This is a genomic window from Bradyrhizobium sp. 197, assembly GCF_023073375.1.
Classification (GTDB): domain Bacteria; phylum Pseudomonadota; class Alphaproteobacteria; order Rhizobiales; family Xanthobacteraceae; genus Bradyrhizobium.
The window spans coordinates 90,553-117,006 of record NZ_JADPJJ010000129.1 but is presented as its reverse complement, the minus strand read 5'-3'; the positions used below and the strand labels follow the sequence as shown (position 1 = coordinate 117,006).

Below are 26,454 nucleotides of genomic sequence, written 5' to 3'. Positions count from 1 at the left end.
CCGGAGCGTGATCCCACAATTAGCTGGAGTCCGCTAAGGGCTGTTATCGGACTCCACGATTTGTCAGTCAGCCATCGGGATGTTTGCCCGGTCTAATACCGCCCTGAGCCGAAGCATGCTTTTTCTCTCTTCCGCGCGGTTGAGCTGGCTCCGCTGTCGGTACACTTCACACTGAAGCAGCACGATGCGCAGCAGTTCGTGAAACAACAGCGGACCGGCCGGCCGACCATCCTCGGTTTCCGCAATTCCCCGTAGCTTCTTCGGAGTGCAATTGGCCAAGTCGGTCAGGGCGGAGTCCTGGATTTCGAAGTCAAGAGCGTGCGCGATCTTATTTCGTAGCCCATTGATGCTTTCTATCGGAGCGATCAACTCTTCAGGCAATAGAGCCATCGCTGAAATGAGTTGAAGCTTCTGCGCGAAACCCATTCGACGAAGATTAACGGCCTCGGGGTTCGGAAGCGCGTCTAGCAATATCTGAGTCACGACGTGGTCGTAATATAGATGAGCTTGCAGAAGTTGCTGCCAACGCTCTCCGGTAGATATGCGGCCCTCGAACTTCGGGCGGTCGAAAGAGAACACGAAGTGCTTTGTCGCGAGCTCGCTGCTCGGCGTTGCTAGCAGTTCAAGTTCTTCCTTAGTTAGATGGGGACGGTCTGTCATCCGGGCTCGCCGCTTAATCTGGCATTCTCGAGGAAGTGCTGGAGTCCGTTAAGGGCTCTTATCGGACTCCAGAATGTGGGGAAACAACTAGTAAGGGAGTGAACAACTCCCCGCAATCATATAAGAGGAGTTGCCCAGCCTGGCCGTTTCGAGGCGTACCGCGGAAATTGAGTCGATTAGCGCGATGGCGTCCTTCGGCCGCCACGAAGGTTCACCGAGAAAGGAAAGCCGTGCTGCAGCAGCTTACAACACCGGAAGGACCGGTCGTCTGGGTCAACCTCAGTCACATACTCAAAATGCGAAGAACCGACGGTGGCCAATACGGCCACATTACAATGATCGAATTCATCAATCAGCAGACGATGACAGTGGTAGAAAGCCCGGAAGAGATCGCAATTCTGGCTAACACTCCGGAGCTATCAGGCTGAGATGTTGTTGCGGTTGTAAGCGGTCATTCTTCCGCCTCTAGGAAGTGGTTATTATGACGGATGCTGAGAAGGTGCCGCTGAAGGACGCTGTAGTTTTGGTGCCACTTATGGCCAGTTCACTGGCCATTGCCTGGGAAGTCGGTCGGTTTCTACCATTTGGCGGCTTTCTTTTATTCACGTTTTCCGAGCACATGCTAGCCGCCATGAACGCACTGCCTATTGCGTTGGCTTTCACGGTCTACTTCGTAGGTATTGTGATAGTTCTTCCGAAGGTCCGTGTGGCGGCAAGAACATCTGTTGATTTCACGAAAGAAAAGGTCGGCGGGCACATCGGAGTCTGGAGTACGATTGCTGTCGTCTCGCTCGTTGCGTTGATCGCGGCGCTTTGCGCGATGATCTATTACATTGTCAAACACATCAGCACGGTCTCCTTCTCCATCATTCCTATCGCCGCCCTGGTCACGATCGTGTTGGCCAACCAGTTTGTGTTTAAGCGACCGGTCGCGAGCAGTTCGATACTTTCGTTGCTCGCAGGAACGGCGATTGTTTTTGCGATGGCGGCTTCGGTGGATCAGTCGCGGCGAACGATAAACGCAATGAAGGACGGATCTCTCAGTGACTTTCGACAGGAAGTTTTTCTTAAGTCCGCTGCGTCCATCAAGGGATTTTTGTTGATGGCGGGTGATCGAGGCGTTCTCATTTATCTGCCGGAGGGCGACGCATTGAATTTCGTACGAAACGATGACGTGCAAAGGATCGAGTGGCGGAGGTGAGCGCGGGTCCTCCCCACCCGGAATGCAAAACCGGTGGCCCGGCCCCAAAAAGTCGCTAGCTGTGGGGGGCGAATTTGATGCAACGGTCGCCTGATGCAACGCCTTTGCAGCTGATTCCGATCAGCGAGGCGGCCCGGAAGATCGGGGTCAACAAGTCCACGCTGAGCTGCTAGGTCGAGAGCGGCGCGGTTCGGTCCCACGACGGAAAAGTCGTGCTGTCTCAAGTCCTTGAGGACCGGAAAAACAACGTCAATCTCAGCCAGTCGCGCCGCCGGCCGTCCAAGACGAAGGGCGGGAAGGCGCCCGCGAAGCCTGGCAATGTTGCATCCGCCAATGCAACGCCTGGCCGCCCGGATGCAACGCCGACGCCCGACGCGGCGGACGGCGACTTCGAGCAGCAGCTCGCCGAAGGCAAGATGCTCCCCTTTGCCGGAGCTCAGCGCGTCAAAGAGAACTACCTCGCACGCCAGCGGGCGGTCGACTTCGCGAAGGACGCCGGCCGTCTGGTCGAGCGCGCCGCCGCCAACAAGGCGTTCTTCGACGAGGCGCCCTCGAACGGTGGCCGGTTCATCGTCGCCAAGATCGAGGTCGCACGCCGGCGCCGCGGCTTACCGACCCATCACTACGGTCTCGGAGTACTGGATCACCCGCTTTCGTGGGTGATGACACCGTGTGGATAGGCCAATAGTCCGGCGGCCTCACGCACCCTCGAACTGCAACCTCGCCAGCCTTGCATAAAGCCCGTTCGCCGCCACGAGTTCGGCATGCGTGCCCTGCTCGACGATCTTGCCTTGGTCCATCACCAGGATGCGGTCGCAGGACAGCACTGTGGCGAGGCGATGCGCGATGACGAGCGTGGTGCGGTGGCGCATCAGCTCTTCCAGCGCGGTCTGCACCAGCGTCTCGCTTTCGGCATCGAGCGCGGAGGTGGCTTCGTCGAGCAGCAGGAGCGGCGCATCGCGCAGGATTGCGCGGGCGATCGCGATGCGCTGACGCTGGCCGCCTGATAGCGTCACGCCGCGCTCGCCGAGTGGGGTCTCGAAACCTTCGGGCAGGCGGCGGATGAACTCGGCGGCGTGCGCGAGCTCGGCGGCGCGCTCGACCTCGGCGTCGGTCGCATCGGGCCGGCCGAAGCGGATGTTGTCGCGGGCGCTGGTCGCGAACACGTTCGATTCCTGCGGCACCAGCGCGATACGGGAGCGGAAATCGCGCGGATCGGCGGATTTGACCGGCACGCCGTCGAGCGAGATCGCGCCGCTCCGCGGATCGTAGAAGCGCAGCAGCAGATGAAAGATCGTGCTCTTGCCGGCACCGGAGGGACCGACGATCGCGACCTTCTCGCCGGGGCGCACGGTGAACGACACGGCATCGAGCACATTGACGTCGCGCCGCGCCGGATAGGCGAAGCTGACCTGGTCGAAACCGACTTCGCCGCGTGCCGGCACCGGCAGCGCGCGCGGCGCCGCGGGCGCCTTGATGTCAGGCTGCACATGCAGGATCTCGAACAGCCGCTCGGCAGCGCCGGACGCTGCCGAAACCTCGCCCCAGACCTCGCTGAGCTGGCCGAGGCCCGCCGCTGCGAAGGCCGCATAGAGCACGAACTGGCCGAGCCGGCCCGGCGAGATGGCGCCGGTCAGCACGTCGTGCGAGCCGATCCAGAGGATCGCGACCACGCTTGCGAACACGATGAAGATGATGATGGCGGTCAGCACGGCGCGGGCCTGGGTCGAAGTGCGCGCGGCTTCATAGGCCTGCTCGACCTCGCCGCCGAAGCGCTTCGCAGCCAACCCTTCACTGGTATAGGCCTGCACGGTACGGATCGCACCGATCAGCTCGCCCGCATAGGCAGAGGCCTCGGCCAGCGTGTCCTGCGCGTTGCGCGACAGACGCCGCACCCAGCGCCCGAAGGCGACCAGCGGCAACACGATCAGGGGAATGGCAAGCAGCACGAAGCCCGATAGCCGCGGGCTGGTGAACACCATCATCGCGGCGGCGCCGAAGAACATCATCAGATTGCGCAGCGCGATCGAGACGGAAGCACCGACGGCGGATTTGATCTGGGTGGTATCCGCCGTGAGACGCGACACCAGTTCGCCGCTGCGCGCGGAATCGAAGAAGGCCGGCGAGAGCGACAAGAGATGGGCGAAGACGTCGCGCCTGAGATCGGTGACGATGCGCTCGCCGATCGTCATCACGAGGTAGTAGCGCGCGGCGCTTGCGAGCGCGAGCACGGCGACCACCGCGATCATCACCGAGAAGTAGCTGTTGATCAGCGCGATGCCCTCGGGCGTCAGGCCGAAATCGATCATCCGGCGCACGGCCACCGGCACCAGCAGCGTGGTCAACGCCGCAACCGTCAGCGCGACGAAAGCGAGCGCCGCCCGGCCGCGGTAGCGGGCCACATAGGGCGCGAGCGCCAGCAGCGGCCGCAGCTTCGCGCGGCTCTTCGCCGGCGCCTCCATCAATTCGGCTTCGATCGACGGGGCTTCTGCGGGCCCGGTTTCAAGCCGTTCTACTGCGCTCATGAGATCTGACCAAAAAGAGAGGAGTCCGCTCCAAATAGGCCTGGCGAGCGGGAGTGGCAAATCCGGGATGTCCCTTAGGAGGACCGCCGGTCCTTCAGGCACCGCGAAAGCGCTCCCAAAGCCGTCCGGTGGCTTGTTTTACAGGGGCTCGTGGGGTATAGACCCGGCCAAATCCGTCATTCGATAGCCACTCAAGCGAGGCGCCGGGGCGCCCTAGGAATTGCCATGAAAGCCGAAATTCATCCGGATTATCATACGATTAAGGTCGTGATGACCGACGGAACCGAGTATCAGACCCGCTCGACCTGGGGCAAGGAAGGCGACACGCTGAACCTGGACATCGACCCCAAGTCGCACCCGGCCTGGACCGGCGGCAACGCCCAGCTGATGGATCGCGGCGGCCGCGTCTCGCGCTTCCAGAAGAAGTTTTCGGGCTTCCTCAAGAAGGATTGATCCGGCCCTCGAGGCTGGAGATGAAAAACGCCCCCGGAGAGCCGGGGGCGTTTTTGTTTGTGGGGGTCTGTCGCGTAGCTGCCAGCCGGATCTTACCGCTCGAACGCCGCTTTCAGCGCGTTGAGATGCGGCACCAGCGGGTTGCCGATCGAGGGATGATCGACCGGCGGGGTGTGGATGGTGGTGTCCAGGCGGCGCACGCGGGTCTGGAGGCTCATCGAGCGATGGATCAGGTCCTGGAGCTGCGAGGGCAGCTTCTCGACGGTATCGGTGGGGCCGGGATCGGCGGCCGAGAGCTTGACCTTCGTCTTCTCGCGGCTGGCCTGGCCGAGCGTCATCTCGCCTTCCTTGACCGCGCGGTGCAGCAGCAGCCACGAGGCGAGCTGCATCAGGCGGGTGGTGAGGCGCATGCTCTCGGTCGCGTAGGTGAGGCTGACGGCGCGATCGAGCGCCTTGGCCTCGGTGCGGCCGGCGCCGTCGAGATAGGCGGCGGTCTCCTCGACCAGATCCATACCCTCCCGGAACAGGACGCCGAACGCCGCAGAATTGGTGAACCGCTCGCTGAGTTGAACGAGAGCGCCGTCGGCTTGCAAACGTTCCATGGTTAACGCCCCTTACGCAACTGTCTGACTGCCCGGCTTGGCGCCGGCTTATGATGAATAAATCATTGCGCGGGCGGGACGCCGAGTCCAGCGGCAAGCGCGGATATGGTTTCCGCGGGTCTTTCCTCGGAATTCAACCGAAACCAGTCTCTTTTTTGACGCGTTTTCTTCACGCGAACCGGTACCCACTTCGCTCGGAAACGCTTTCGAAGCAAAAAAAGAGCCGCCGGAAAACCGGCGGCTTGAAAGTTGATAACAGGGAGGCGTCAAACAGAGTGGACAGGAGCCACTCGGTGTCCAAACAAGGACAGTTCCAGTCATAAACTCGAAAGCTTAATGTGGAGTAAACGAGCAATTATTTTGAGAGTTCATTAGCCATGTCGGTCAGTGGCCGAGGGCGCTGCGGAACAATCCAGGCTCAGCGGCAGGGACAAAGACTATTCCCTCATGGTGAGGAGCGCGCATCGCGCGCGTGGCGGACGATGCTCCGCATCGCCGCGAGAACCATGAAGGCCCCGCTCTCGCCCGCGGCCATCCTTCGAGAACACCGCTGCGCGGTCTCCTCAGGATGAGGACTATCGTGTGGGGCCACCCCGCTCCAGCGTCGGGCTCTACGACTTGAAAACGCTATTCGCCGCATCGCGCGAGGCGCGCTTCTTGGTGGCGGCTTCCTCAAGCCTTGTGATCTCGCCCTTGAGCAGCGCGATGCGCTCGGTCAGTTCCTCGACCGACAACAGTGAGAGATCCTGTCCGATCTCGTGGCTGATCTTCTTGCGCGGACGGTCGTCGTCTTCCATCGCCATCCTTGTTCCTCCTGCGTTCACACGGCGAGCCAAGCCGAGGTTGCCAGCGTGGACCGCGCTGGCTAAGCAATGGCCTCGTTTCCATCCCGCACCTTTGCTCAAGGACACATCATGGACAAGCTGCCCGCGCAAATGACGGTGGTCGCCATCTCCAAACCCGGCGGACCGGAAGTGCTGGTGCCGGAACAGCGAGCGCTGCCGCAGCCTGGCCCCGACGAGATCCTGGTCAAGGTGCAGGCCGCGGGCGTCAACCGGCCCGACGTCGCGCAGCGCTCCGGCGCCTATCCGCCGCCGCCCGGCGCGAGCGACCTGCCCGGCCTCGAGATCGCGGGCGAAGTGGTCGCCGTCGGCAGCAATGCCAAGCGGCACAAGATCGGCGACAAGGTGATGTCGCTGGTCGCCGGTGGCGGTTATGCGCAGTACTGCATCGCCCAGGACGCCCAGGCGATGAGCGTGCCGGCGTCGCTGTCGATGAAGGAAGCCGGCGCGCTGCCGGAAACCCTGATGACGGTCTGGCACAATGTGTTCGAGCGCGGCGGCCTCAAGACCGGGGAGACGCTGCTGATCCATGGCGGCTCGTCCGGCATCGGCACCATGGCGATCCAACTCGCGAAAGCGTTCGGCTCGAAGGTGATCGTCACCGTGGGATCGCAGGACAAGATCGACGCCTGCCTCAAGCTCGGCGCGGATCGGGCCATCAACTACAAGGACGAAGACTTCGTCGCCGTGGTCAAGGCGGAGACGAACAATACCGGCGCCAATCTGATCCTCGACATGGTCGCCGGCGACTATGTCGACCGCAATTATGATGCCGCCGCGGTCGACGGACGCATCGTGCAGATCGCGACCCTCAACGGGCCCAAGGTCACCGTCAACATCGCCAAAGTGATGGTCAAGCGCCTCACCCATACCGGCTCGACGCTGCGCCCCCGTAGTAATGCGGACAAGGCGGCGATGGTGGCCGCTATCGAGGCGAAAGTGATGCCGCTTTTGCGCGAAGGCCGGGTCAAGCCGCTGATGGACAGCACTTTCCCGCTGGAAAAGGCATCCGATGCACACCGGCGGATGGAAACCTCGGCACATATTGGCAAAATTGTGTTGGAGGTCTAGGCCAGCGACCCACAGGCGGGCCGGAAACCCTTTGATTTTCCTTGCTTTCGTGGCATCTATCGCGACGCACCGAACCATCTTGTTCCGTTCGGAAAACGCCGTGCACCGAAGAGCCTGCACTGAAGAGTTTGCGTCGAACGCGGAGAACTGACCTTGCGTCTGATCAGGCGCCTCGCGCCCATAGCGCTGGGCCTCATGATTCTCGTCTGCGCGTTCCCGGCGCGCGCGCTGGACGCTGTCAGCGTCCGCGGTGACGCGCCCGCGATCGACCTCACCGGCGTGCTCGAGCATCAGCGCAGCGACGCCGACCGCATTCAGGTCTCTACCGCGCCCGGAACCGACGGCATCGTCCGCCGCATCGAGGTGCGCGCCCGCGAAGGCGGCCAGAACTGGGTGGTGTTCGCGCTCGCCAACAACACCGACGACCAGCTCGACCGCCTGATCGTCGCCCCGCATTACCGCATCGTCTCCTCGGGGCTGTTGTGGCCCGACCTCGGGCTGTCGCGCATCGCAACCATCACGCCCTCGACCGGCGACCGGCCGGAGCGGCAGGAGAGCCCGACCGCCGACGTCTTCCGCGTCACCCTCGATCCCGGCGCCGTCGTCACCTTCGTCGCGGAGCTGCGCACCGACAAGCTGCCGCAGCTCTATCTGTGGGAGCCGGAAGCCTACAAGGACAAGGTCAACTCCTTCACGCTGTACCAGGGCATCGTGATCGGCATCTCCGGCTTGCTCGCGCTGGTGCTGACCATCCTGTTCGTGGTCAAGGGCAGCATCATGTTTCCGGCCGCCGCGGCGCTGGCCTGGGCGGTGCTGGTCTATATCGGCGTCGATTTCGGCTTCTGGGGCAAGGTGCTTGACATGTCGAACAACGCCGAGCGCATCTGGCGCGCGGCGGGTGAGGCGATTTTGGCGGCAACGCTGCTGGTGTTCCTGTTCGCCTATCTCAACCTCAGTCGATGGCACGTGCGCTATTCGCACATCACGGTGGGCTGGCTCGCGTTCCTGGGCTCGCTGGTTGCACTCGCTCTGTTCGACCCTGCGGTCGCCTCCGGCATCGCGCGCATCTCGCTGGTGCTGATCGCCTTCGCGGGCTTCGCACTGATCGTCTATCTCTCGACCCACGGCTTCGACCGCGCGGTGCTGTTGATCCCGACCTGGTTCCTGCTGGTGATCTGGGTGATCGCGGCCGGCATGACGGTCGCGGGCTCCGTCACCAACGACATCGTCGGTCCGGCGCTGCTCGGCGGCCTCGTGCTGATCGTGATGCTGATCGGCTTCACGGTGATGCAGCACGCGTTCGCGGGCGGCGGCGCCACCACCGGCGTGGTCTCCGACATCGAGCGGCGCGCGCTGGCACTGGCCGGCTCCGGCGATCTGATCTGGGACTGGGACGTTTCCGCCGACAAGGTGTTCACCAGCCCGGAGACCGAAGCCCTGCTCGGTCTCAAACGCGGCACGCTGGAAGGCCCGGCCGCGTCCTGGCTGGAAGTGCTGCACCCGCTCGACCAGGACCGCTTCCGCGCCGCGCTGGACAGCGTGCTGGATCAGCGCCGCGGCCGCCTGGTGCAGGATTTCCGTCTGCGCACGCCGGACGGTCACTTCATGTGGTTTGCGCTGAAGGCGCGCCCGGTGGTCGGCTCCGACGGCGAGGTCTCGCGCGTCGTCGGCACCCTCACCGACGTCACCGAACTGCGCAATGCCGAGGAGCGCCTGCTGCACGATTCCGTGCATGACAACCTCACCGGCCTGCCCAACCGCAAACTGTTCATGGACCGGCTCGGTGCGGTCGCGCATTTCGCCAAGACCATGCCGACGCTGCGGCCGACGCTGATGGTGATCGATCTCGACCGCTTCAAGCAGGTCAACGATTCCGTCGGCATCGCGGTCGGCGACTCGATTCTGCTGACGCTCGCCCGCCGCCTCACCCGCATCCTGAAACCGCAGGACACGCTGGCGCGGCTTGCCGGCGATCAGTTCGGCCTGATCCTGCTATCGGAGCAAGACCCCGCGCGCATCACCGCTTTCGCCGAGACCATCCGCAAGACCATCCGCGCGCCGATCGCCTTCAACGAACGCGAGATTTTTCTCACCGCCTCGATCGGTCTCGCCTTGTCCGATCCGCAAGTGCAGCTCACGGACGAGATCATCAAGGACGCCGAGCTTGCGATGTATCATTCCAAGCGCATCGGCGGCGACCGCATCGACGTCTACAAGCCCGCGATGCGCGCGCGAAAAACCGACCGGCTGACGCTGGAGAGCGAGCTGCGACGCGCCATCGAGCGGCAGGAGCTCACGATCCTGTACCAGCCGATCGTGCGGCTGGAGGATCGTTCGATCGCCGGTTTCGAGGCGCTGGTGCGCTGGGATCATCCGAAGCTCGGGCGCATGGCGCCGTCGGAATTCATCGCCATCGCGGAAGAGACCGGTCTCATCATCGACCTCGGCATGTTCGTGCTCGACCAGACCGCCAAGCAGCTCTCGATCTGGCAGCGTGCGATGCGCTCGCGCGAGCCGATCTTCGCCAGCGTCAACGTCTCCTCGCGGCAATTGCTGCGCCACGACCTCATCCACGACATCCGCACCGTGCTGTCGCGCTCGTCGGTCGCCCGCGGCACGCTCAAGCTGGAATTGACGGAATCGATGGTGATGGAGAATCCGGAGCACGCGGCGCAGATGCTGACGCGGATCCGCGAGCTCGGCACCGGGCTGTCACTCGACGATTTCGGCACCGGCCATTCGTCGCTGGCCTATCTCCAGCGCTTCCCGTTCGACACCATCAAGATCGACCAGTCGTTCGTGCGCACCACCAATCGCGGCACCCGGCCGGTGATCCTGAAATCGATCATCGCGCTCGCGCACGACCTCGGCATGGACGTGGTCGCCGAAGGCGCCGAGACCGATTCCGACGCGGTCGAGCTCTACCAGATGGGCTGCGAATACGCGCAGGGCTTCGCCTTCGGCGAGCCCATGGACGCCGACGCCGCGATGCGGCTGCTCACGGAAGTGCGGCTGGAAGCGGCGAGCTAGCTCTTCTTTCCCTCTCCCCTTGTTGTGGGAGAGGGTCCGCTCGTAAAGCGAGCGGGGGTGAGGGGTATCTCTCCCCGAACGCTGCTATCTCAATTGCGGATGCAACCCCTCATCCGGCGCTTCGCGCCACCTTCTCCCACAAGGGGAGAAGAGAAGAAAGCGCACGGCGCTACTGCCGTCGGTCGCTCTTCCGCTTCGTGAACCGCACGCTCTGGCCATCCGGCATTCGCATTGCCACGAAGCCCGCGGCGAGGCAGGCTTCGCGCTGCGGCATCTTGAGGTCGGGGCTGCGCAGGCTGTCCCACCATGAGGCACGATTCGCGGCGCGCGGCAGGGCCGCGCCGATGATCTCCTCGATCTGCTCATAGGTCAGCACGAATTCCGCCTGCTTGTGCCGCATCAGATAATCGCGCAACGCGTCGTAATCGTTCACCGCTGTCCTCTTCGCTGGTCGAAGCCCCGCTTTGCCAAAAAACGTCAGCCGCGGAAACCAATTTTTAACTCATTACGGCAGCGCCGTCCCGGCTTAAACACTACTCAAGCTTTCGGGCGCATTCACTGATGTCGGGAGCGAATGATGTTGTCTGGATGGCGCGAAGTCATGGCCCGCCGGCCGTGGCGGCTTTCGGCGAAGCTGCTGATCATCTCGTCCGTGGTGACGGTGATCGGCTTTTCCGCCATTTGCGTCAACGTCATGCTGGACATGCGCCGCGGCGAGGAGGCGCTCGCCCGCCAGACGCTGGAAAACCTCGCAACGACCATCGAGTCCGACGTCACCCGCAACATCGAGATCTACGATTTGTCTCTGAAGGCGGTCGCCGGCAACATGCTGCTGCCGGAGATCGCGACGGTCTCAAAGCCGATCCGGCACCTGATCCTGTTCGACCATGCGACCACGGCGAGGAACTTCGGCGCGATCCAGGTGTTCGATGCCGAGGGCAGGCTGACCATCGATGCCTCCACGCTCGATCCCCTGCCGGAGAACCGCAGCGAGGAGGACTACTTCAGGATTCACCGCGACAATCCTGGAGCCGGGCTCTACATCAGCCGTCCCATGCTGTTCCGCGGCGCCTACGCGATCGTGCTGAGCCGGCGCATCAGCGACACTGACGGCGGCTTTCTCGGCGTCGTCGCCGGCTCGATCCGCTTCAGCTATTTCCACGAATTGTTCGAGCGGCTGAACCTCAACCCCGATGACACCATCACCGTGCTCAAGCGCGACCGCACCATCATGATGCGGCGGCCGTTCGACCTCGACGTGATCGGCACGAACCTGAATGATCGCCGGACCTGGAGCGCCGACAATCTCCGGGCCGGCGCCTCCTATGCAGGCCAGGGCCCGGTCGATCCGACGCCGCGGCTCTATGTACGCAGCACCGACAGCGGTCCGCTGTTTGTGGTGGCAGGCAAGCCGCTGAAAGCCGTGTTCGAGCTCTGGCAGAAGGAAGCGTATCGCATCGGCGCCGTGGTCCTGGCGCTGATCCTGTTCATGCTGGCCTCGACGCTGGTGCTCGCGCGCGAGATCGGCCGGCGCGCCGAAGCCGAGCGCAAGCTTGAGGAGATGGCGACGACGGATGCGCTCACCGGACTGAGGAACCGCCGCAAGTTCGACCAGGTCATCGACGTCGAATGGCGCCGCGCGATGCGCCAGAAGACGCCGGTCGCGCTGCTGATGATCGATGCCGATCACTTCAAGGCCTACAACGACACCTTCGGCCATCAGGCCGGCGACCAGGTGCTGGTCGGCATCGCCATCTGCATTTCCGACTCGGTGAGCCGCGCCGGCGACTGCGCCGCGCGCTATGGCGGCGAGGAATTCGCCGTGCTGCTGCCGGGCACCTCGGTCACCGACGCCCTGGAGGTCGCCGAGGCGATCCGCGTCAAGGTGCAGGGCTGGTCCGACGACCAGACGGCCTCGACGGTTTCCTGCGGCATCGCGAGCTTCGTTCCCACCACCGGCATGGACTGGCCGATCCTGGTCGCCGCCGCCGACAAGGCGCTCTATGCCGCGAAAGCCGGCGGCCGCAACCAGTCGGTGGTCGCGAGCTTGCCGAAGCTGTCGCTGGTGGCGTGAGGGCTACGCTGCTTACCGCCGTCATTGCGGGAAGCTCTTGCGACGAAGCATTCCGGATCGCTTCGCTTCGCTCGCCGTGACGAGTAGAAACCGACGTCTATTCCCCCAGATACTTCTTCATTTCCGCGATCAGGCCATCGCGCAGTTCGGGCCGCTTCAGGCCGTAGGCGATGTTGGCGCGGAGGAAGCCGGGCTTGGAGCCGCAATCGTGGCGCTCGCCCTCGAATTCGACGCCGTAGAATTTTTGCGATTTGGCGAGCCCGATCATGGCGTCGGTGAGCTGGATCTCGCCGCCGGCGCCGCGCTCCTGGGTCTCCAGGATCTTGAAGATCTCCGGCTGGAGGATGTAGCGGCCGGTGATCGAGAGGTTGGAGGGCGCGGTGCCCTTGGCCGGCTTCTCGATCATGCCGTCGACCTCGAACATCTTGCCGGTGCGTTTGCCGACGCCGCAGATGCCGTATTGATGGGTGAGATGGTCGGGCACCGCCTCGACCGCGATGATGTTGGATTTTTCGCCGAGCTTGCTGGCGGTCTCGATCATCTGCTTCAGGCAGCCCGGCGAATTGAGCACGAGTTCGTCGGGCAGCACGACCGCGAACGGTTCGTTGCCGACGATGTCGCGCGCGCACCAGACCGCATGACCGAGGCCGAGCGGCGCCTGCTGGCGGGTGAAGCTGACGGCGCCGGCTTCGGGCTGGTTCTGCGCCAGAACGTCCTGCTCGGTCTTCTTGCCGCGCGCGGCCAGCGTCGCATCGAGCTCGAACATCCGGTCGAAATGATCTTCGATGACACTTTTGTTGCGGCCGGTGACGAAGATGAAGTGCTCGATGCCGGCTTCCCTGGCCTCGTCATAGACATACTGGATCAGCGGCTTGTCGACGATCGTCAGCATTTCCTTCGGCATCGCCTTGGTGGCGGGCAGGACGCGGGTGCCGAGGCCGGCAACGGGAAATACGGCTTTGCGGATTTTCATGGGATTGATCGAATACCTGAGGAACACGTGAAGGAAGCAATGGCATCTTGCTAGCTTGTTTGCAGCCGCCAACAAAGGCGGATGTGGGGCCTCGTCCTCACAGAGTTAAGAAAAAGGCCACCATCAAAATTTCACCTTTGTTAAGCAGTTGGCAACCGTAACCAGGCCTCCTGAGGGCGGATTTGGCCGGACAGGTGAGGACATGATGCAATCAATGGCAGGGCTGGCAAAACGGGGCGGGTCCGTGACCGGTGCGATGATGATTGCGACCGTCCTGCTGTTCCCGCTCCCCGCCGGCGCGCAGACTCAGAACGGTCTGTCAAATCTGTTCGGCGGCATTTTTTCCGGTCCGAACCCGGCGCCCTCGCAAGCAACGCCCGGCCCCGGGGGCGCTCAAACGGGAGCTCAACCTTGGAGCGGCGAGGACGGCGCCTCCGGTCATCCGCTGATGACGGCCGCCGCGATCCGCAAGGCCGCGGGTGACTTCAACAATTGCGTCGCAGGCATGTGGCCCGATGCTGCACGGCGCAACATCACGCAGGAAAATTTCCAACGCTTCACGGCAGGCCTTGCGCCCGACCTGCGTATCATGGACCTCATGGACTCGCAGCCGGAGTTCACCAAGTCGATCTGGGACTATCTCGACATCCTCGTGAACGACAACCGCCTCGCCAAGGGCCGCGAGGTCCTCGCCAAATACAAGGCGCAGTTCGACGCCACCGAAAGGGCCACCGGCGTCGATCGTTATATCATCGCGTCGATCTGGGGCATCGAGTCCAACTACTCGACCCAGATGGGCGACCGCAGCGTGCTGCAATCGACCGCAACGCTCGCCTGCATCGGCCGCCGCCAGGCCTATTTCAAGGACGAGTTCCTCTCGGCACTGGAGATCCTGAACCGCGGCGACCTCAGGCCCGAACAGTTGCGCGGCTCCTGGGCCGGCGCCTTCGGCCCGACCCAATTCATGCCGACCGCGTTCAAGCGCTTTGCCGTGGACGGCGACGGTGACGGACGGCGCGACGTCGTCGACAATCCCTCCGACCTGATCGCCTCGACCGCCAACAATCTGAAGAAGGACGGTTGGCAGGCCGGCCAGACCTGGGGCTACGAGGTCGTGGTGCCGGAGGGATTCAACTACATGCTGGCCGATCGCGCCAAGGCGATGACGATGGCGCAATGGGAGAAGCTCGGGCTCAAGCGCCCGGCCAACCAGCCGTTGCCGCACCCGGCGGAGAAAGCCTATCTGCTGGCGCCCGCCGGCGCGCAGGGGCCGGGCTTCCTGATGCTGCAGAACTTCCGTGTCATCATGAAGTACAACCCTGCCGAGGCCTATGCGATGGCGATCGGCCATTTCGCCGACCGCCTGCGCGGCGGCCAGCCCTTCGTGCAGCCCTGGCCGCGGCAGGAACGCGAGCTGTCCCGCACCGAGCGGCTGGAACTCCAGCAGCTGCTGGCCCAGCGCGGCTTCTACAAGGGCACCCCCGACGGCCAGTTCGGCGGCCAGACCCGGGAAGCCCTGCGCAACTTCCAGGCCTCGATCGGGGTCCCCGCGGACGGATTTGCCTCCTCAGACGCGCTGGACCGGCTGCGCGGGCGGTAAAATCGCGCCGAAAGTAACCCTGAACAAGGATTCTGGCAGGCAGCCTTGACGGGGGCGGCTGTTCCCCGTGTATGGGCCAGTATCTGAAGAGAATCTGAAAAGAGAATCTGCCCGTTTGGCGCCTGATTCCGTTATTATATTGAACTAGTCCCGATCCCCATTGCGCGTGCCCGAGATCGCATGTCGAAGAAGTCCCTGTTCAAGGCGCTGACCGAGACCGGCCCGCTGATCGCGCTGGGGACGGCGCTTGCGATTCTGGTCTTGATCGCGGGGCCGGCCTCGGCGCAATTCTTCAATTTCCCTGGCTTCGGCGGCCCGCCGCAGCGCCAGGCCCCGCCACCGCGAAGCGGCGGTGAACGTGGCGGATGGTTCGGCGGCGACTTCTTCGCGCCGTTCCAGCAGCAGCAACAGCAGCAGCAGGCGCCGCGCCAGGATTTTTCGCGCGCACCGGCGCCGGCCAAGCACGACACGACGCCTGACAAGAACGTGCTGGTGATCGGCGACGCCATGGCCGACTGGCTCGCCTACGGCCTCGAAGACGCCTACACCGAGCAGCCCGACATGGGCGTGATCCGCAAGCACAAAACCACGTCCGGCCTGATCAAGTACCAGCCCAAGGGTGAGCCTTCGGACTGGGCGGCAGCCGCGAAGGGCATCCTCGAAACCGAAAAGCCCGACGTGATCGTGGTCATGCTCGGCCTCAACGACCGCATCGCCATCCGCGAGGCAGCAGCCCCCGATAAGTCGGACAAGGCGACGGACAAGGACAAGAAGAACGACAAGGGCGCGCGTGGCAAACCACCGGCCAAGCCCGGCGATGCCAAGCCCAACGACAGCGCGGCCAAGCCGGACGACGCCGACCTGCCGCAGGATGATGCCGACAACGCTGACACACCGGCGGTCGCAACGCCCGAGAAGAGCGCACGCAACCCGAACGGCCTCTACGAATTCCGCGACGAGCGCTGGGTCGAGCTCTACGGCAAGAAGATCGAGGAGCTCGCCAACGTGCTCAAGAGCAAGGGCGTGCCGGTGCTCTGGGTCGGCCTGCCCGCGATCCGCGGCCCCAAGGGCACCGCGGACATGCTGTTCCTGGATTCGCTCTATCGCGAAGGCGCGGCCAAGGCCGGCATAACTTACGTCGATGTCTGGGACGGCTTTGTCGACGAGGCCGGCCGCTTCCTCCAGAAGGGCCCGGACTTCGAAGGCCAGATCCGTCAGCTCCGCAGCTATGACGGCGTCTATTTCACAAAACCCGGCGCGCGCAAGCTCGCTCACTATGTCGAACGCGAGATCACGCGCCTGCTCGCCGGGCGCTCCGGCCCGATCGCGCTGCCGAGCGAACCCGCAACGCCCGACACCAGTGCCGAACCCGGCAAGCCCGCGCCGCGGCCGCTGGCCGGCCCGATCGTGCCGCTGGTTGCGGCCTCGATCTCGACCGATCAATTGCTGGGCGGACCGGGCTCGCGCCCTGCCGCCGTCGATGCGCTCGCTGCGAGAACAATGGTGAAGGGCGAGCCATTGGCTGCGCCCGCGGGCCGTGCCGACGATTATGCCTGGCCGCGCCGCGAAGTCGGCCGCGAGCAGGCCAAAGGCGATGCGCCGATGGCCGCGACGTCGCCCGAGGGCAATGCTGCTCCGGGTTCACCGGGAGCCGCCGCAGCGATCGCGCCGCAAAAGCTCGCGCCGAAGAAGCCGTCGGTGCCGCAGCAGCCGGCACAGGCAACGCCGTCAATTCGTGATTTCTTCGGCTTCGGCTCTCCGCAAGCACCGCCGCGTCAATTGACGCCCGCGCCAGGGCCGCGCAATCCCAATCAGAACCCCGCGATCCCGCGACCGCCGGGCAATGTCGGGCGGTCGGCGGAAGTGGCTCGGTAGTTTACCGAGCTGAGCCCTCGTGTCCTGGCTCTCGCGGCATCCCCAAAAAATGGACCCCGGACGCAATGTGGCGCTACACGCCGCATTGCGTCCGGGGCACGTTGGATGGCGTTTAGCCGAGCCCTAATAGCGCCAGCGCGGCGGCGGGCGGCGCGTAGGCCGCGCCATCAACAGCGCGAGTGCAAAGCCGATGCCGCCGGCGACCAGCAGCGCGCCGAGCGGGTTGTCCTGCACCTTCTGGGCAATTGCCTGCGAACCATCGCGGAAAGTGTCGCCGCTGTTCTCGTAGGCATCCTTGGCGTAACCCGCCGCCGTTTCACCAGCGTCACGGACGGCATCCTTGGCCTGGCCGTAGAGATTTTGCACGGTGCCTGCGGCTTCCCGCGCGTTGCCCGACGCCTGTGTCTGCGCATCGCCTGCGAGATCACCGACAGCGCCTTCCGCGCGTCCGGCGAATTCCTTGGCCGATCCGACAATCCGATCCTTATCCATGATGCTCCTCCTCGGGGGTCAGCCCAAGTAACCGATCAGGAGCGGCACGGTTCCTTCGCGCTAGAGAATAAGCCCGCCGTCGACGACCAATGTTTGGCCGATGATGTAGGACGACAGCGGCGACGCCAAAAACAGCGCCGCGCCCGCCATGTCAGCCGGGGTGCCCAATCGCCGCAGCGGAATGCGTGAAAGTGCACCTTCGAGCCGCTTGGGATTGTCGGTCGTCACCTTGGTCATCTTGGTGTCGACGAGACCGGGCGCGATGCCGTTGACGCGGATGCCGTCCTCGGCCCAGGCCTCGCCCAGCGTCCGCGTCAATCCGACCGCGCCGGTCTTCGATGCGTTGTAAGCGGGATTGCCCATCGTAGAATGATAGGCCGCGGTCGAGGACACCATGATCAGCGACCCTTGCGAGTCCCGCAGCATGGAATGAAACCGCGTGGCGCAGGCCATCAGGCTCATCAGATTGACCTCGACGACCTTGCGGAAGCCGGCCATCTCGAACTCACCGCGGCGATAGAGCACCGCGCCCTGCGCGAGCACCAGCACGTCGAGCCTGTCGAACGACGGCTTGAACGCTTCGACCGCTCCGGCATTGCCGACGTCGAGCTGCGCGTAGGAGAGACCGGCGAGATCCGAGCCTTCCTCCTGCGAATATTCCTTGGCGTGAGCACGCGTACCGCAGACCGCAACTTGCGCGCCCCTGACGCGAAAGGCTTGCGCGATGCCGTTGCCGATGCCGCTGGAGCCGCCGACGACCAGCACCTGCTTGCCTGAGAAATCGAGTTCGTTCGTCATCGCCACCTCCCCCTTTTGCTTTGCTTGTTTGACCTGTCTGCGGATCGATGCCAGCCTTGTCAATCATAACAAGAACAAGCAGGCGCGAGGAAACAGCATGTCCGATTTCAAACAGCTCAGCCGGTCCGTGAAGGGTCTGACCGTTCTCGTCACCGGCGCGGCCAGCGGCATGGGGCGCGCGACGGCGCGTGTGTTCGCCACTGAGGGCGCGAACGTGGCGCTCACCGATTATGACGAGCAAGGCGCGCAAGCCGTGGCGGAGGACATCGCGAGAGCCGGCGGATCGGCGAAAGCCTGGAAGCTCGACGTTGCCGACGGCGCCGAGATCAAGCGCGTGGTTGGCGACGTCGCCGCGCATTTCGACGGGCTCGACATCATCGTCAACAATGCCGGCATTTCCGTGCGCGTCGCGATCGACGACGAGGCCTATGAAGACGCCTGGGCCAGGGGCATCGCGGTGATGCTGACGGCGCATCCGCGCATCGTCCGCGCCGCGCTGCCTCACTTGCGCAAGTCAAACAGCCCGCGGATCGTCAACATCGCTTCCACCGAGGCGCTCGGCGCCACCGCGTTGCACAGCCCTTATTCGGCGGCGAAGGGCGGCGTCGCCAGCCTCACCCGCTCGCTCGCGGTGGAGCTCGGCCGCGAAGGCATTACCGTCAACTGCATCTGCCCGGGTCCGATCCGCACAGCCATCACCGACCGGATATCGGAAGAGCACAAGACGATCTACGCCAAGCGCCGCACCGCACTGGGCCGCTACGGCGATCCCGAAGAGGTCGCGCACATGACGCTGAGCCTGTGCCTGCCGGCAGCGTCCTTCCTCACCGGCGCGGTCATCCCCGTCGACGGCGGCCTGATGGCGCGCAACGCGTAAGAGCTGTGGCCCGGATGGAGCGCAGCGCAATCAGGGCTACGGGCAGCTATGCGCACCGAGCGTTGACAACGCCGGTTACGAGAGTAGCTTTTTCAGCGACAGAGCGGGACCAACCGCTCGCGGTTCGCGGGAGAAAACGTCATGACGATCGCCATCCGGCAGCTTCAGAAGCATTTTGTCGGCGAGGTCTCGGGCCTCGACCTGAGACAGCCTCTCACACAGGACCAGGCCGGCGAGGTCGAGGCTGCCATGGACAAATATGCGGTGCTGGTCTTCCACGACCAGGACATCACCGACGAGCAGCAGATGGCTTTTGCGCTGAATTTCGGCCAGCGCGAAGACGCGCGCGGCGGCACGGTGACGAAGGAGAAGGACTACCGGCTCCAGTCCGGACTGAACGACGTCTCCAATCTCGGCAAGGACGGCAAGCCGCTGGCGAAAGACAGCCGGGCGCATCTGTTCAATCTGGGCAACTGCCTGTGGCATTCCGACAGCTCGTTCCGCCCGATCCCGGCAAAATTCTCGCTGCTGTCGGCCCGCGTGCTCAACCCGAAGGGCGGCAACACCGAATTCGCCGATATGCGCGCGGCCTATGACGCGCTCGACGACGACACCAAGGCGGAGATCGAGGACCTCGTGTGCGAGCACTCGCTGATGTATTCGCGGGGATCGCTCGGCTTCACCGAATACACCGACGACGAGAAGAAGATGTTCAAACCGGTGCTGCAACGTCTCGTGCGCACCCATCCCGTGCATCGTCGCAAGTCGCTTTATCTCTCATCGCATGCCGGCAAGATTGTCAGCATGAACGTGCCGGAGGGCCGGGTATTGCTGCGCGATCTCAACGAGCACGCGACCAGCGCGGAGTTCGTCTACGTCCACAAATGGAAGCTGCATGATCTCGTGATGTGGGACAACCGCCAGACCATGCACCGCGTCCGCCGCTACGACCAGTCCCAGCCCCGCGACATGCGCCGCGCGACGGTGGCGGGGACCGAGCCGACGGTGCAGCAGCAGGCGGCGGAGTAGTTCGTCATTTTCCGAAGCTGGTCAACGCCCGGCTTGACCGGGCGATCCTGTACGCCGAGACGGGTGTGATCGAGCAGATACGCGATGCACGACACCGAGAGTGTGGCGACAGCTACGCGTGACCCGCCTCGTTCGAGAGCATGCCGGGATCGATGCCGATCTTGCGCAGCGCGCGGCCGTATTTTTCATCGACGTCATCGCCGAAGATCAAATCCGAATCCGCGTCGCAATGCAGCCAGCCATTGCTCTGGATTTCGGTCTCGAGCTGGCCCGGCGCCCAGCCGGCATAGCCGAGCGCCAGGATGGCATGCTTGGGGCCGGAGCCGTCGGCGATCGCGCGCAGGATGTCGACGGTCGCGGTGAGGCAGACGCCGTCGTCGATCCGGAGCGTCGCGTTCTCGATGTAGAAATCGCTGGAGTGCAGCACAAAGCCGCGGCCGGTATCAACCGGACCGCCGCGTAGCACCTTCATGCTTTCGGCGTTCTCCGGCAGCTTGATGTGCTCGCCCTTCTTGATGATGCCGAGCTGTTGCAACAGCTCTGGGAAGTCGATGCTGCCGGCCGGATGGTTGACGATGATGCCCATGGCGCCTTCGGCGGAGTGAGCGCAGAGGTAGATCACGGAGCGCTCGAAGCGTTCATCGCCCATCACCGGCATCGCGATGAGGAGGCGGCCGTCGAGGTAACCCGCCGAACTGGGGAGCGCGGGGCCGGGCTTGCGGGTGCTTTCGCCCATCCTCTTTCCTGTGGGAGCCATCGGTGAAGCACTCCGGTTTCAATTCCTATCCTGATGTCGGGCCGGTCCGCTGTCAAATCAAGGCTTGCAAGGTCAAGACTTGCAGGACTTGATTCAAGTCATCACAAGCAATTCAATGGTTTGCCCCGGGGTGACCCTGTAAAGACGTATCATGCTGACAAGAGTTCCCCTGCATGCGGCGATTGGCGTCGCGACAACCCTGCTTGTGTCATCGCTGGCGCTTGCGGCCCATGCCGACGACGCATCGCCGTGGCAGCGCGACGGACATTCCGCGGTGCGGTTGCTCGCGGGATCGCGCAGCGGCGCCGTCCTGCTCGGCGGTATCGCCTTCCAGATCCAGCCCGGCTGGAAAACCTATTGGCGCATGCCGGGCGATTCCGGCGTTCCGCCGCGCTTCGATTTCTCGAAGTCTGACAATGTCGAAGCGGTGACGGTGATGTGGCCGGCGCCGCTGAAGTTCGACGACGGCGCCGGCGGCCATTCGATCGGCTATCACGACCAGATCGTGCTGCCGCTGCGCATCATCGCCAAGGCGGCCGACAAGCCGGTGACGCTGCGCGCCGAGATCAATTACGCCGTGTGCGAAAAGCTTTGCATTCCGGTCGAGGCCAAGGCCGAGCTTGGCTTCAACAGCGTCGCGTCGACCGAGGACGCCAATCTGCGTGCGGCGCTCGACACCGTGCCCAAGCCCGCCAATATCGGCGATCCCAACCCGATCACCATCCGCGACGTCAAGCGTGACGGGCCCAAGAATGTGGTGATCGACGTGGTGACGCCGGATGCGGGCAACGTCAATTTGTTCGTGGAAGGTCCGACGCCGGATTGGTCGTTGCCGATCCCCGCGCCGGTCGAGCCCAGCCCGCCGGGCGTGAAGCGATTTTCTTTCGAGCTCGACGGACTGCCACCGGGCGCCAAGCCCGACGGCGCCGCGCTGAAGTTCACGCTGGTCGGGCCGCAGAAGTCGTACGAGTTCAATACGAATTTGGAGTAGTCGTCGTCTCCCCCGTGCGCAATTGCGCACGGGGGAGACGACGGAAACACCCAACCGAATCTTAACGAATGGTTGCTAATCCCCAAGGCTACTGCAGCAAGGCTGCCGCAGCATGCGCGTGCGCCTCGGGGATCCTTCGAATTGGCCGTGATGGATGCAGAACCCGCAACGACCGGACCTGCCGGCCTGATCGCGCGGTTGCGCGAAAAATTGACGGGCGGATCGAGCGAGGCGTCGCTGACGCGGCGGCTGGCGGGCACCATCTTCATCATCCGGGTGATCAGCGCGGGCCTTGCATATTTCTCGCAGGTCCTGCTCGCGCGCTGGATGGGCACGTCCGACTACGGCGTCTACGTCTATGTCTGGACCTGGGTGCTGCTGCTCGGCAGCATGATGGATTTTGGCATCTCGGCCTCCGCGCAAAAAATCATTCCGGAGTACCGCACCAGCGGTGAGCAGGCGCTGCTGCGCGGCTTTCTCTCCGGCAGCCGCTGGCTGACCTTTGCCGTCTCCGCGCTGGCGTCGCTCGGCCTTGCCGGTATCGTCAAATTGCTGTCGCCCTGGATCGATCCGGCCGAGGTACTGCCGCTCTATATCGGCTGCATGACGCTGCCCGCTTTCGTCGTCGCCAACACCCAGGACGGCATCGCGCGCTCGCATGACTGGATGCAGCTCGGCCTGATGCCGCAATTCATCATCCGCCAGGCGCTGATCATCGGCATCACGGCCTGCGCCTTCCTGCTCGGGTATCATCTCGGCGCGGTCGCCGCGATGGTCGCGAGCGCCGGCGCGGTGTGGATCGCGATGACCGGGCAGATGATGGTGCTGAACCGCAAGCTTGCCAATCACATCGAGCCGGGCCCCAAGGCTTATGACATCGGCGGCTGGCTCGCCGTCTCGCTGCCGATCCTGCTGGTCGAAAGCTTCTACTTGCTCTTGTCCTATACCGACGTGCTGGTGCTTCAGCAGTTCCGCCCCTCCGACGAGGTCGGCGTCTATTTCGCCGTGGTGAAGACGCTGGCGCTGGTCTCCTTCATCCACTACGCGATGTCGGCGACCACCGCGCATCGCTTCGCTGAATACAACGCAGCTGGCGACAAGGTGCGGCTGTCGGCTTACGTGGCGCATGCCATCAACTGGACGTTCTGGCCGTCGCTGGCGGCGACCATCGTGCTGCTCGCGCTCGGCAAGCCGCTGCTCTGGCTGTTCGGGCCGCAATTCGTGGTCGGCTACGACATCATGTTCGTCGCCGCGATCGGGCTCGTGGTGCGCTCCGCGATCGGCCCGGTCGAACGCCTGCTCAACATGCTCGGGCAGCAGAAGATCTGCGCGCTGGCCTATGCGCTGGCCTTTGTGATGAACCTGGTACTCTGCCTCGCGCTGGTACCGCGCTACGGCGGTCATGGCGCCGCGGCCGCGACCTCGATCTCGCTCTGCTTCGAGACGGTGCTGCTGTTCTGGATCGTGCGACAGCGCCTCGGCCTGCACGTGCTGGCGTTCGGTAAATAGGCGCTTCACACCTGCCCTCGCGTGCTGCCCTCGGGGAACGGCTGTTTCGCAGCAGGCCCGGGAACAAAGAGAAATGCCTACCTATCGTCGGCATGCAGCACGATTTTTCTTATTGCTCCCAACCGGTTGCGCCTCAGGGAAATTTTATTCTACGTCATATTGCCCAACTGACGAGATAAACCTAAGATTCCCTGGACATGATCGATCCACTCTACGTCGCCTCCGGTTTCGGCGTCGGCCTGCTGGTCGGGATGACCGGCGTCGGCGGCGGTTCGTTGATGACGCCGCTGCTGATCCTGTTGTTCGGCATTCATCCATCGACCGCGGTCGGCACCGACCTGCTCTATGCGGCCGCCACCAAGACCGGCGGCAGCGTGGTGCATGGCTGGTCGCGCAGCGTGCACTGGCCGGCCGTGCTGCGGCTCGCCTGCGGCAGCCTTCCGGCGAGCGCGCTGACGCTGCTCGTGCTGTGGAAGCTCGACCTCAAGAGCGATTCCGAGCGCGGCCTGGTCAATCTGGTGTTGTGCTTTGCTCTGCTGCTGACTGCGACCTCGCTGATCTTCCGCAAGGCGATCATGGAGCGTTATCGGCGGCGCCTGGAGCAGGTCGATGACCGCACCACTGCGATCGCGACGGTCGTCACCGGAATCGTGCTCGGTGTGCTGGTCTCGATTTCATCGGTCGGCGCCGGCGCCGTCGGCGTCACCGTCCTGCTGCTGCTCTATCCGCGCCTGCCGATGGCGACCATCGTCGGCTCCGACATCGCCCATGCGGTCCCGCTGACGCTGGTCGCCGGAATCGGGCACTGGGCGCTTGGCGACGTCGATTGGGCGCTGATGGGCGTGCTGCTGTTGGGTTCGCTGCCCGGCATCATCGTCGGCAGCTTCAGCGCGACGCGCGTGCCCGAGACGGTACTGCGCCTGACACTTGCCAGCGTGCTGTTCGTGGTCGCCGGCAAGATCATGTTCGCCGAGCTGAACCTGTCCTCGGCATTCGTGACGGCGCTGGCCTGGACACACTGAACGAAAATGGCGGAGCTCGGCTCCGCCATTCGCCAGCCGTAGTCCCCTACTCCGCGGTCCAGCCGCCGTCGATCGAGAGGTTGGTGCCGGTGATCTGCGCGGCATCGTCGCCGCACAGGAACAGCGCGAGTGCCGCGACCTGCTCGGAGGTGACGAACTCCTTGGTCGGCTGCGCATCGAGCAGCACGTCGTTGATCACCTGCTCGCGCGTAAGGTTGCGCGCCTTCATCGTGTCGGGAATTTGCCTCTCTACCAGCGGCGTCCAGACATAGCCGGGGCTGATGCAGTTGCAGGTGATCTTGCTGGTCGCGACCTCCAGCGCCACGGTCTTGGTCAGGCCGGCGATGCCGTGCTTGGCCGACACATAGGCCGACTTGAAGGGCGAGGCGACCAGCGAGTGCGCGGAAGCGGTATTGATGATGCGGCCCCAGCCCTTCTTCTTCATGCCGGGCACGGCGGCGCGAATGGCATGGAAGGCCGAGGACAGGTTGATCGCGATGATCTGATCCCACTTCTCCGGCGGGAATTCCTCGATCGGCGAGACGAACTGGATGCCGGCATTGTTGACGAGGATGTCCACCGAACCGAAACTCTTCTCGCCGAGAGCGATCATCCCGGCGATCTCGGCCGGCTTGGTCATGTCGGCAGGCGAATAGACCGCCTTCACGCCGAAATCGGACTCGATCTTGGCGCGCTCCTTCTCGATGTCCTCCGGCGAGCCGAACCCGTTGATGACGACATTGGCGCCGGCGGCGGCGAAGGCGCGCGCATAGGCGAGCCCGATGCCGCTGGTCGACCCGGTCACGACGGCATTCTTGCCTGACAGACTACCCATATTCATTCGCTCCTTTTTGGCGGGGGCGCGGTGACGTCCCCCGTGAGATCGTAGGTCACCATGGTCTCGCCCGATTGCGGCCGCTCGAGCCAGTCCTTGTGGCGCATCGACAGATGCACATCGCGCACGCCGGCTTCCCAATGCTCGACCATGGCGACATGCGAGAAGTCGTAATCCTTGGACGAGGATTCGTAGTTCTTGCTGCGGTAGATCAGGTGCACCACAGTAACAGTGCTTTCGCGCGATACCTTGGCAAGGAATTCCACGGAAGGGTCGTTCTTGAGATAATCGGGCAATTTGGAAATCAGGTCGCGCACGGCCCTGCGGGCGTTGTGCACCTGCTTGTTCTTGTCGGTGTTCATCCGCGTGCGGCTGGAGAAGCGGATGTCCTTCTCGCGCTCGGTGGCCTCGAGCAGCGACGTCGGCAGATCGCCGCGGGCGCTGAACAGGTCGATCTGGAAGATCAGGAGGTCGCGGTCGACCTCGGCGTCCAGCACGTAGTCGAGCGGCGTGTTGGAGGCGATGCCGCCGTCCCAATAATGCTCGCCGTCGATCACGACGGACGGAAAGCCCGGCGGCAACGCGCCGGAGGCCATGATGTGCTCCGGGCCGATTTTCTTGCCACGCTTCTTGAATTCGTAATTGTCGAAATACTTGAAGTTGCCGGAGGTGACGCCGACCGCACCGACCGACAGCCGTGTCTTCAAGTCATTGATGCGGTCGAAATCGACAAGGCGCTCCAGTGTCTTCTTCAGTGGCGCGGTGTCGTAGTAGCTCTGCGCCTGTGGGCTGCCGGGGGGCCAGAGCAGCGCGGGAGGCAGGCGAGGCACGAAGAAGCCGGGCACGCCGAACGTTGCAATGAGCGCGGCGCTGCTGGAGTTGAACAGCTCGCGGCTGTGATCGCTCTTGCCGATCGGCTTCCACGGCACCGGCGCGGAGACCATCTCCCAGAATTCCTTGAGCCGCTTGACCCGCGTCTGCCCTTCGTTGCCGGCAATGATCGCGGCGTTGATCGCGCCGATCGAGATGCCGGCCACCCATTCCGGCTCGAAGCCGGCATGGCAGAGCGACTGATAGGCGCCGGCCTGATAGGAGCCGAGCGCGCCGCCGCCCTGGAGGACCAGGACGCGTTGCGCATTCGCGGGGACTGTTGCGATTTCCGGGCTATGATCTGTCATGTGGGAACAGTAGCAAAAGGCGAGCCACCGTGGCGACAGTTTCGCCGCGGCGTCAATGCA

General features: G+C 63.9%; 25 protein-coding genes. 14 read left to right on the top strand and 11 right to left on the bottom strand.

Annotation, left to right across the window (positions count from 1 at the left end):
• Nucleotides 1–63: 63 nt before the first annotated feature.
• The gene (locus tag IVB27_RS28930; RefSeq protein ID WP_247446330.1) at nucleotides 64–660 is read right to left on the bottom strand and encodes a hypothetical protein; all 597 of its coding nucleotides are present in this window, start codon (nucleotides 658–660) and stop codon (nucleotides 64–66) included.
• Between the two features lie 230 nt (nucleotides 661–890).
• Between IVB27_RS28930 and IVB27_RS28925 the strand changes: the two genes are divergently transcribed.
• The 3 genes from IVB27_RS28925 to IVB27_RS28915 all read left to right on the top strand — a co-directional run bounded on the left by IVB27_RS28925 (nucleotide 891) and on the right by IVB27_RS28915 (nucleotide 2,541).
• Complete coding sequence (locus IVB27_RS28925; protein ID WP_247446329.1) at nucleotides 891–1,088, top strand: hypothetical protein; 198 nt, start codon at nucleotides 891–893, stop codon at nucleotides 1,086–1,088.
• A gap of 53 nt (nucleotides 1,089–1,141) precedes the next feature.
• Nucleotides 1,142–1,861 (top strand): hypothetical protein, encoded by a 720-nt coding sequence (locus tag IVB27_RS28920; RefSeq protein WP_247446328.1) that lies wholly within the window; start codon nucleotides 1,142–1,144, stop codon nucleotides 1,859–1,861.
• A 212-nt stretch (nucleotides 1,862–2,073) separates the two neighbouring features.
• Nucleotides 2,074–2,541, top strand: a complete 468-nt coding sequence (locus IVB27_RS28915; RefSeq protein ID WP_247446327.1) for a hypothetical protein — start codon at nucleotides 2,074–2,076, stop codon at nucleotides 2,539–2,541.
• An 18-nt stretch (nucleotides 2,542–2,559) separates the two neighbouring features.
• Here the strand turns inward: IVB27_RS28915 and IVB27_RS28910 are convergent, their stop codons facing one another.
• On the bottom strand, nucleotides 2,560–4,386 hold the full coding sequence (locus tag IVB27_RS28910; protein ID WP_247341834.1) for an ABC transporter ATP-binding protein/permease: 1,827 nt from the start codon (nucleotides 4,384–4,386) through the stop codon (nucleotides 2,560–2,562).
• Between the two features lie 225 nt (nucleotides 4,387–4,611).
• Here IVB27_RS28910 and rpmE point away from each other — a divergent pair, with 225 nt between their 5' ends.
• Nucleotides 4,612–4,839 (top strand): 50S ribosomal protein L31, encoded by a 228-nt coding sequence (rpmE, locus tag IVB27_RS28905; protein WP_247341837.1) that lies wholly within the window; start codon nucleotides 4,612–4,614, stop codon nucleotides 4,837–4,839.
• A 92-nt stretch (nucleotides 4,840–4,931) separates the two neighbouring features.
• Here rpmE and rcdA read toward each other — a convergent pair whose 3' ends face one another.
• Together rcdA and IVB27_RS28895 are read right to left on the bottom strand one after the other, a co-directional pair.
• Nucleotides 4,932–5,441 (bottom strand): protease adaptor protein RcdA, encoded by a 510-nt coding sequence (rcdA, locus tag IVB27_RS28900; protein WP_247341840.1) that lies wholly within the window; start codon nucleotides 5,439–5,441, stop codon nucleotides 4,932–4,934.
• Nucleotides 5,442–6,052: 611 nt separating this feature from the next.
• Complete coding sequence (locus tag IVB27_RS28895) at nucleotides 6,053–6,244, bottom strand: DUF1192 domain-containing protein (RefSeq protein WP_247341843.1); 192 nt, start codon at nucleotides 6,242–6,244, stop codon at nucleotides 6,053–6,055.
• Between the two features lie 111 nt (nucleotides 6,245–6,355).
• On the opposite strand from IVB27_RS28895, the gene IVB27_RS28890 reads away from it, so the two are divergent.
• Both IVB27_RS28890 and IVB27_RS28885 read left to right on the top strand, forming a co-directional pair.
• Complete coding sequence (locus IVB27_RS28890; protein ID WP_247446326.1) at nucleotides 6,356–7,354, top strand: NAD(P)H-quinone oxidoreductase; 999 nt, start codon at nucleotides 6,356–6,358, stop codon at nucleotides 7,352–7,354.
• A gap of 153 nt (nucleotides 7,355–7,507) precedes the next feature.
• Nucleotides 7,508–10,384 (top strand): EAL domain-containing protein, encoded by a 2,877-nt coding sequence (locus IVB27_RS28885; RefSeq protein ID WP_247446325.1) that lies wholly within the window; start codon nucleotides 7,508–7,510, stop codon nucleotides 10,382–10,384.
• A gap of 169 nt (nucleotides 10,385–10,553) precedes the next feature.
• On the opposite strand, the gene IVB27_RS28880 is transcribed toward IVB27_RS28885, so the two are convergent.
• On the bottom strand, nucleotides 10,554–10,817 hold the full coding sequence (locus tag IVB27_RS28880; protein ID WP_247343685.1) for a DUF7662 domain-containing protein: 264 nt from the start codon (nucleotides 10,815–10,817) through the stop codon (nucleotides 10,554–10,556).
• A 144-nt stretch (nucleotides 10,818–10,961) separates the two neighbouring features.
• Here IVB27_RS28880 and IVB27_RS28875 point away from each other — a divergent pair, with 144 nt between their 5' ends.
• The gene (locus IVB27_RS28875) at nucleotides 10,962–12,458 is read left to right on the top strand and encodes a diguanylate cyclase (protein WP_247446324.1); all 1,497 of its coding nucleotides are present in this window, start codon (nucleotides 10,962–10,964) and stop codon (nucleotides 12,456–12,458) included.
• Between the two features lie 97 nt (nucleotides 12,459–12,555).
• Here IVB27_RS28875 and IVB27_RS28870 read toward each other — a convergent pair whose 3' ends face one another.
• A complete protein-coding gene (locus IVB27_RS28870) occupies nucleotides 12,556–13,431 on the bottom strand; it encodes a UTP--glucose-1-phosphate uridylyltransferase (protein WP_247343690.1) in 876 nt (291 codons plus the stop codon).
• Between the two features lie 202 nt (nucleotides 13,432–13,633).
• On the opposite strand from IVB27_RS28870, the gene IVB27_RS28865 reads away from it, so the two are divergent.
• Together IVB27_RS28865 and IVB27_RS28860 are read left to right on the top strand one after the other, a co-directional pair.
• Nucleotides 13,634–15,031, top strand: coding sequence for a lytic murein transglycosylase (locus IVB27_RS28865; protein WP_247446323.1), 1,398 nt, complete (start codon nucleotides 13,634–13,636; stop codon nucleotides 15,029–15,031).
• 180 nt (nucleotides 15,032–15,211) lie between these two features.
• The gene (locus IVB27_RS28860) at nucleotides 15,212–16,906 is read left to right on the top strand and encodes an SGNH/GDSL hydrolase family protein (protein ID WP_247446322.1); all 1,695 of its coding nucleotides are present in this window, start codon (nucleotides 15,212–15,214) and stop codon (nucleotides 16,904–16,906) included.
• Between the two features lie 123 nt (nucleotides 16,907–17,029).
• On the opposite strand, the gene IVB27_RS28855 is transcribed toward IVB27_RS28860, so the two are convergent.
• A complete protein-coding gene (locus IVB27_RS28855) occupies nucleotides 17,030–17,398 on the bottom strand; it encodes a CsbD family protein (RefSeq protein WP_247446321.1) in 369 nt (122 codons plus the stop codon).
• Nucleotides 17,399–17,458: 60 nt separating this feature from the next.
• Nucleotides 17,459–18,196: an SDR family NAD(P)-dependent oxidoreductase gene (locus IVB27_RS28850; RefSeq protein WP_247446320.1), complete on the bottom strand. Its 738-nt coding sequence runs from the start codon at nucleotides 18,194–18,196 to the stop codon at nucleotides 17,459–17,461.
• A gap of 97 nt (nucleotides 18,197–18,293) precedes the next feature.
• Here IVB27_RS28850 and IVB27_RS28845 point away from each other — a divergent pair, with 97 nt between their 5' ends.
• Both IVB27_RS28845 and IVB27_RS28840 read left to right on the top strand, forming a co-directional pair.
• Nucleotides 18,294–19,073: an SDR family NAD(P)-dependent oxidoreductase gene (locus tag IVB27_RS28845; RefSeq protein WP_247343707.1), complete on the top strand. Its 780-nt coding sequence runs from the start codon at nucleotides 18,294–18,296 to the stop codon at nucleotides 19,071–19,073.
• A 141-nt stretch (nucleotides 19,074–19,214) separates the two neighbouring features.
• Nucleotides 19,215–20,102, top strand: coding sequence for a TauD/TfdA dioxygenase family protein (locus IVB27_RS28840; protein WP_247446319.1), 888 nt, complete (start codon nucleotides 19,215–19,217; stop codon nucleotides 20,100–20,102).
• Nucleotides 20,103–20,214: 112 nt separating this feature from the next.
• Here IVB27_RS28840 and IVB27_RS28835 read toward each other — a convergent pair whose 3' ends face one another.
• A complete protein-coding gene (locus tag IVB27_RS28835; protein ID WP_247343712.1) occupies nucleotides 20,215–20,859 on the bottom strand; it encodes a YqgE/AlgH family protein in 645 nt (214 codons plus the stop codon).
• Between the two features lie 151 nt (nucleotides 20,860–21,010).
• Between IVB27_RS28835 and IVB27_RS28830 the strand changes: the two genes are divergently transcribed.
• From IVB27_RS28830 to IVB27_RS28820, 3 genes are all read left to right on the top strand, one after another.
• Nucleotides 21,011–21,850, top strand: coding sequence for a protein-disulfide reductase DsbD domain-containing protein (locus IVB27_RS28830; protein ID WP_247446318.1), 840 nt, complete (start codon nucleotides 21,011–21,013; stop codon nucleotides 21,848–21,850).
• A 141-nt stretch (nucleotides 21,851–21,991) separates the two neighbouring features.
• Nucleotides 21,992–23,359 carry a flippase gene (locus IVB27_RS28825; RefSeq protein WP_247446317.1) on the top strand — a complete coding sequence of 456 codons (1,368 nt, stop codon included), beginning with the start codon at nucleotides 21,992–21,994 and terminating at the stop codon, nucleotides 23,357–23,359.
• A gap of 197 nt (nucleotides 23,360–23,556) precedes the next feature.
• The gene (locus IVB27_RS28820; RefSeq protein ID WP_247343720.1) at nucleotides 23,557–24,381 is read left to right on the top strand and encodes a sulfite exporter TauE/SafE family protein; all 825 of its coding nucleotides are present in this window, start codon (nucleotides 23,557–23,559) and stop codon (nucleotides 24,379–24,381) included.
• A 46-nt stretch (nucleotides 24,382–24,427) separates the two neighbouring features.
• Here the strand turns inward: IVB27_RS28820 and IVB27_RS28815 are convergent, their stop codons facing one another.
• A complete protein-coding gene (locus IVB27_RS28815) occupies nucleotides 24,428–25,216 on the bottom strand; it encodes a 3-hydroxybutyrate dehydrogenase (RefSeq protein ID WP_247446316.1) in 789 nt (262 codons plus the stop codon).
• A gap of 2 nt (nucleotides 25,217–25,218) precedes the next feature.
• Nucleotides 25,219–26,394 (bottom strand): DUF3734 domain-containing protein, encoded by a 1,176-nt coding sequence (locus IVB27_RS28810; protein ID WP_247446315.1) that lies wholly within the window; start codon nucleotides 26,392–26,394, stop codon nucleotides 25,219–25,221.
• Nucleotides 26,395–26,454 lie beyond the last annotated feature (60 nt).